Raw genomic sequence first — 7,088 nt, 5'->3', positions numbered from 1 at the left:
TGTTCATCAAACACCTTCATAACTGTTGTTATACTGACATCTGTAAGTTTTGCAGCAGTAGAGAAAGTTATTGATTCACGCTTAAGCAATTTCATAATACGAATAACGGTTGCTTGCGAGATTCTTTTTCCAGGTAATGAGAATGGATTGTTTTCTGGGAAAGGCTTTTGACAAGCTGTACAATAGTAACGTCTTTTTCTGTAAACAACAATCAAGTCATTTTCAACAAGAACGGCATGTTTGAGTGTGCGCCTGTAATAGTCGTGAACCCTTCTTGATATTTTGCCACAGGATGGACACGGAGTTGGTCTGTGTTGAAGTGTTATGTTACATTGCGTAACACTTCCGCATGGAATAACTTCAAACTGCTCAATGTCTGAAGGTTCCATGTTAAAAAGCTTTATGATAGTATCTTTCATGTACTGGTTCCTTTCTGTACTCTTTGATTCGCACTCTAAAGATAGCATTAAGGAACAACAAAGGACGGAGAATTTAACTAATCATGGTTAAATCTCCGTCTTTTTTAGATTATTCAAATTATGATGTATACCCCTTGTCAAGGAAAACATTGATTTTGTTGGGGTGTCTTTTTATTACCCCAACAAGTGTATAGGTAGGGGTTTAAAACACCACAATGAAATGGATAGGTACCCCCTAAACCCCAAAAGAATTTATAGAGCCATAATAACCAAGTAGTGCTGCTTTATGCTAAGGCAGCACTTTTTTATGTGTGAAATATCTTAGATGGCTTTAAATATCGCATGTTTTGGCGTTTTATGGTATAATAATGTGCTAATTTAAGGCTTGTTTTAAAAGCTTATTACATAATGCTGATATAAGTAGTAGTAATAGACTTTGAACTATGCAGGACTAGCTTGCATAATTTACGAATCATGGAGGGACTATGAGAATACTAATCGATGGTATGGGCGGAGATCACGCTCCCCAGGAAATAGTAAAGGGTGCAATTCAGGCGGCAAGAGAGATTAATGATATAGTTTTTATCATTGGCGCTGAAGATTTAATAAAAGAAGAACTGAGTGCTCAGAAATGGGATGGAAGCAACATAGAAATCGTGAATGCGACAGAAGTTATTACCAATAGTGAATCTCCAGCAATGGCGGTTCGTAAGAAGAAGGATTCGACTATTAATCGCGGAATGAAGATGGTTAAGGAAGGCGAAGCAGATGTATTCATCTCTGGTGGAAGTACAGGCGCACTTCTTGCAGCTGGACTTCTTGGCCTAGGACGTATCAAAGGTATAAAGAGACCTGCGATAGCAGCGTTTTTCCCACAGATAGGAAAAGGTGATACAACTCTTCTTTTAGACTGCGGAGCAAACGTGGATTGTAAGCCGGAGTTCTTGTATCAATTCGGTGTGATGGGAAGTATTTTCGTACAGAACGTCAAAGGTAAGGATAGTCCTGAGGTTAGACTTCTCAATGTCGGTGCCGAGGCTGAGAAGGGCGATGAACTTCACAAGGAAGCATATGGACTACTAGCAAATAGCTCAATTAATTTCCAGGGCAATATCGAAGGACGCGAAGTCGTATCTGGTGTGTGCGACGTTGTAGTAACTGATGGATTTTCAGGAAATATATTCCTTAAAAGTTCAGAAGGACTTGCTCTATCCATCATGGGTAGACTTAAGGAAGTTCTGATGGACGGAACTATCTCAAAGCTAGCAGCGCTACTACTAGCAAAGAAGCTAAAGGGTATGAAGAATGACTTCGATTACTCCGAAGAGGGTGGAGCTCCTATTTTAGGTCTAAAGGGTCCAGTTCTCAAAATTCATGGTAGTTCTAAGGCCAATGCTGTATATAATGCCATTCTCAAAGCTAGAGATTATGTGGAGTCAGATGTAACTGGACAGATTGAGAAGGCAATTGCTGAAAGCGACGAGATTGGAAGCGATGACACAGCAAAGATAGAGGCTTAATAACTAGCCAGAGTTTAGAATGTACAAGACGTTAATGCTTCTAATTTACGGATGTTATGTTTATGGACAACTTAGAAAAGAAACTAGGATATAAATTTAATAACAGAAAGCTGCTTGAGATAGCTCTCACACACAGCTCTTATGCATCTGAGCATGGTAAAAGCTATGAGTTTAACAACGAGAGACTTGAGTACCTTGGAGATGCATTCCTCGATGCCATAGTTGGTAAAAAGGTCTTTGTCATCATGCAGGAGGCTCATGAAGGTATTCTATCCAAGACTAGAGCTGATGTAGTATGCGAGAAGTCGCTTGCAGATGTAGCACAAACGTTAGGTGTTGGTGAACATCTTAGACTAGGCAAAGGAGAGGATAATGGCGGAGGAAGGCAGAAGGCCTCAATCGTAGCAGACGCTGTAGAAGCATTAATTGGTGCGATGATAATAGATGGTGGATACGAAAAAGCCGAGAGAGTTGTCTTAGATTTATTTGCAGACAAGATTAGGCTTGCGATTAAAGGGGGACTCCATAAAGACTATAAGACGCATTTGCAGGAGAAACTGCAGGAGATGATAAAAGGTGTCCGCATAGAGTATAAGTTACTGCGTGAGGAAGGTCCCGACCATAGAAAAGAATTCGTCACAGCCGTTATGGCAAATGGCGAAGAACTCGGCCGAGGAGTAGGAAATAGCAAGAAGGAATCAGAGCAAGCGGCAGCAGCCAATGCGCTTACGAAGGGAGATATATAGCTTGTATTTTAAACGAATAGAGCTACAGGGATTTAAATCATTTGCGGATCCTGTAACTATCGACTTAAATGATGGAATAACATGCATTGTAGGACCTAACGGAAGCGGCAAGAGTAATATCAGTGACGCACTTCGCTGGGTACTTGGTGAACAGAGTCCAAAGTCGCTTCGTGGCGGAAAGATGGATGATGTTATATTTGCAGGAACTGCGACCAGAAAACCAAAGGGAATGGCTGAAGTTTCCCTTGTTATAGACAATTCGCTTGCGATACTTCCGTTAGAATACAACGAAGTTCAGGTAACTCGTCGTATGTACAGATCTGGTGAGAGTGAGTATTTAATAAACGGCAATCAGTGTAGACTTAGAGACATCAAAGAACTGTTTATGGATACAGGGATTGGTGTTGACGGGTACTCAATTATTGGACAGGGTAAAATTCAGGAAATCGTCAGTACAAAACCTGAAAACCGCAGAGAAATATTCGAAGAGGCAGCGGGCGTCGTTTTATATAAGAGCAGAAAGGCAGAAGCAGAGAGGAAGCTGGCTTCCGCATCTGATAACCTCGAACGTGTAAAAGACATTATTGCTGAGATCGAAGGCCGTATAGGTACACTTAAGGACGAATCTGAAAAGGCTAGTGAATATATAGTTCTCCGTGATAGGTACAAGTATGTAGGAGTTAACATCATCATCCATAATATCGATGGGCTTGTTCGTACCGTCGAAAATTCTCGAAATGAACTTATCGAGATGGAAGAGAAGCTTAGAACGATGGATGAGAAATCTGAAGAACTTGAACTTCAGATAGAAGGCATTAGAGATAAGTCGTCAGAATTAGACCAGGCACATGAGGATGCAAATGCTAAGCTTTTAACTAAAATAGAGGAGCTAAATACTATTACTAGCCGCGGTCAGGTCAATGAAGAGAAGATTCAAGGAATTGAACGTGAGCTAGCAAGACTCGAATCTGTTATCGAAGAGACGAGAAATAAACTAGAGACAGAAAACAATAATTTTGCAGAACTAGAGGCGAATGAAAAATCATACAGAACTGAGAATGAACAGGCTCTAGCTGCACTGCAGGAAGCAGAGTCTGATTTTTACGATAGCAAGAGAAAGCTTGAGGCTATCAACTCAGAGATTGATAATAGCAAGGATGACATCATCAGCTTAAGCAATAAGAATATAACTAAAAAGGCAGATATTTCAACCTTAGAGAACTATGTAACCACGCTTAACGACAGAAAAGATAAACTGAACGAAGAGTATAGCGGCAAAGATGAGACTGATGCAGAGAATGCTCATCAACTGAAGCAGTTAGAAGAGCAGTACAGAGAAGTAGAGAATAGGCAGAATAGTGCAGCTAGTCAGATTAATGAGATCGTTGCAAACATCAGATTGCTAGAAGAGCAGGCTAGTAACAGTGTTAAACAGATAGAAGACCTCAGTAATAAGTACAATAGAACTCTTGCTCGTAAAAACACCATCGAAGAGATGGAGAGCAACTATGAGGGATATAACAATGCAGTTAGGCTGCTTATGAAGCAGCATACTGGAGGAATTATTGGCACAGTTTCAGATCTAATCAAGGTTCCAACTGGATATGAGGTTGCAACCGAAACTGCACTTGGGTCGGCGATGCAGAATATTGTCTGTGATGATGATTCTTCGGCAAAGTCTGCTGTAAGATGGCTAAAGGACAATAAAGCTGGCAGAGCAACGTTTCTACCACTTTCGTCTATCAGGTATAACAGGCAGTACCCGGAACACGAGATTGAGAACGCTCCTGGGTATCTTGGGGTTGCTTCTGAAATTGTTAAAACAGAAGATAAATATCATGATATTCTCGAGTATTTGCTAGGGCGTGTTATATTTACTAGTAACATGGATGATGCGGTTAGAATTTCCAAGATGACTAGCAGGGGCTACAGAATTGTTACTACAGATGGTGAAGTAATTAACTCTAGCGGTGCAATTACAGGTGGAAAATTTAAAAATAAGTCCGCTAATATACTCGAACGTAAGAATGAAATCAAGGAATTGAGCGATGCTGCTGAAAAGTATAAAAAGCAGATAACTACACTTAGAGAAGAAATCACAGCTGCTAATTCTAAAATTGCAGAGCTCAAAGAATCCAGAGGAAAGGCATACGATGAGCTCCAACAGATAGAAGTTGATAAGGGTGTAATCGCTAGTGAACTCGAGAGAATAAAAAAGCTGACAGACGATGCTGGTGCTCATAAAGATCAGTATGCAAGTGAACTCGAGACTCTTAATGGAGATATCGAGAGAGCCACCGATATGGTCACAAAGCATAAATCTGAAATAGCAGATGCTGAAGCAGAAATCACTAGACTTAATGAGCATATTGAGGAGCTCATGGGTAAGGCTGAGAAGTACGACGCTCGCGTTAATAAGCTTCGTGAGATAACACTAGAAAATAAACTTCAGTTAAGTGAGCAGGATGCGAGAATTCTCGGTCTAAACGAGTTGATTGAACGAGTTAGAGATACTATTACAGACCTTGAGAACGAGATGGAGGAGTCTACGGAAGCGTATGAAGAGCTCAAGGAAAAGCACCATATGCTTACCAGCACCGACGCTGAATCGAGCGAGAAAATTGCACAGTTGATTGAGCTTAAGCAAGGTCTCGAAGAACGCATCAAGCTTCTGGGAGAATCTATTGACGAAAATAAGGTAGCTTACGAAGAGTCTATCAGAGATCAAAAAAAGCTCGCCCATGAACTAAATGAACTGCAGGATGCTAAGTATAAACTGGAGGTTAAGAGCGCCAAGAGCGAAACTCTGCTCGATACACAGAAGGATAAGCTGTGGGATGAATTCGAAGTATCATTCGCAGAAGCGCAGGACATCAGAGACGATGATTTTGGTATCACTGCTGGCAATAAAGAAGCTAAGGAAATCAAGCTTCGTATGGCTGAACTGGGCGACGTAAATATATCTTCTGTTGAGGAGTATAAGTCGGTAAGTAAGAGATATGAGTTTATGACAGCACAGGAAAACGATATTTCTACGGCGATGAAGGAGCTCAGGTCTATTATTACCAACATGGAGCGCAATATAAGGGATAAGTTCAAAGAAAATTTCGACAAGGTAGTCATTAACTTTGAACATAGCTTCAGAGAATTATTCGGAGGCGGTCACGCTGAACTTAGACTTGAAGATGAATCAGATCCTCTATCGTCAGGAATTGAGATTATCGCACAGCCACCGGGCAAGAAGCTCAAGAACATCAATTTGATGTCAGGTGGAGAGAAGACTCTAACAGCTATTGCACTGATGTTTGCTGTAATTAAAGCTAAACCAACGCCGTTCTGCATTCTCGATGAAGTAGAGGCGGCACTTGATGAGGCGAACATCGATAGGTTCTCAAATTACCTCAAACGCTTTGAAGACGTGCAGTTTGCACTTATAACTCACCACAAGGCAACTATGGAGCACGCTGATGTACTCTACGGAGTAACAATGCCAGAACAGGGAATCTCTAGGGTGCTTTCACTCAAGTTTGAAGATGGATTTGACCCAAGTGAGTATTCAAACGAATAGATAACGGGTACAGCTTTAGCTGGAAAGGATAAAGATGGGACTTTTTAAGGATAAAAGCACATTCAAAAAATTTACGGAAAAGGTTACTAATGTAATCGTCGGTAACCCGAATATCGATGAGGAATTTTATGAGGAACTTGAGGAGTCGCTTGTAATATCCGATATCGGTATTGAAACGACTGATAAAATAATGGATATGCTCAAAAAGCGCATTAACGCGAAGTACCTTACCAAGCCGGAAGAGATTAAGAGTGCGCTTGTAGATGTGATAACCGAAATAGTTGACAAAGGTGAGAGAAACAAGCTGTCGACTGATTATCCACTCGTTATTCTGATGATTGGCATTAATGGCGGAGGGAAGACTACCTCTATCGGAAAGCTTGCAAATCTCTTCAAAGAGCGCGGTCAAAGCGTTCTGCTTGCAGCTGCGGATACATTTCGTGCAGCAGCCGCTGATCAGCTTGTAGAGTGGGGAAGTCGCTCAGATGTGCGAGTTATTCGCCATGAGGAAGGGACTGATCCTGCTGCGGTTATATATGATGCTGTTCAGTCTGCAAAGGCAAATGATATAGATGTCCTAATTTGCGACACTGCCGGCAGGCTTCAGAATAAGACTAACCTTATGAAAGAGCTTGAGAAGATGGATAAAATCATCAGTCGTGAGTATCCTGAGGCTTCGAGAGAGACGCTAATTGTTCTTGACTCTACAACTGGCAAGAATGCAATCAGCCAGGCAAAAGAGTTTTCGGAGATTGCCGATATCACGGGCATTGTTCTCACTAAGCTAGATGGAACGGCAAGAGGCGGAATTTCAATCACTGTAACTGACGAATAC

5 protein-coding genes are annotated in these 7,088 nt (G+C 41.3%); 4 read left to right on the top strand and 1 reads right to left on the bottom strand.

Features of this window, described 5'->3' with window-relative positions:
* A partial coding sequence (locus AXF17_RS06615) for a transposase family protein (RefSeq protein ID WP_169711329.1) occupies positions 1–419 on the bottom strand: 419 nt, incomplete at its 3' end.
* 485 nt (positions 420–904) lie between these two features.
* On the opposite strand from AXF17_RS06615, the gene plsX reads away from it, so the two are divergent.
* From plsX to ftsY, 4 genes are all read left to right on the top strand, one after another.
* Positions 905–1,939 carry a phosphate acyltransferase PlsX gene (gene plsX / locus AXF17_RS06610; protein ID WP_094234330.1) on the top strand — a complete coding sequence of 345 codons (1,035 nt, stop codon included), beginning with the start codon at positions 905–907 and terminating at the stop codon, positions 1,937–1,939.
* Positions 1,940–2,001: 62 nt separating this feature from the next.
* Positions 2,002–2,685, top strand: a complete 684-nt coding sequence (rnc, locus tag AXF17_RS06605; RefSeq protein ID WP_094234329.1) for a ribonuclease III — start codon at positions 2,002–2,004, stop codon at positions 2,683–2,685.
* Between the two features lies 1 nt (position 2,686).
* Positions 2,687–6,253 carry a chromosome segregation protein SMC gene (smc, locus tag AXF17_RS06600; protein WP_157682584.1) on the top strand — a complete coding sequence of 1,189 codons (3,567 nt, stop codon included), beginning with the start codon at positions 2,687–2,689 and terminating at the stop codon, positions 6,251–6,253.
* 34 nt (positions 6,254–6,287) lie between these two features.
* Positions 6,288–7,088: signal recognition particle-docking protein FtsY (ftsY, locus tag AXF17_RS06595; RefSeq protein WP_237049023.1), on the top strand; the 801-nt coding region annotated here is incomplete at its 3' end.

This window comes from Mogibacterium pumilum (genome assembly GCF_002243385.1).
GTDB lineage: Bacteria > Bacillota > Clostridia > Peptostreptococcales > Anaerovoracaceae > Mogibacterium > Mogibacterium pumilum.
This window is presented reverse-complemented; position numbering and strand designations above follow the sequence as displayed.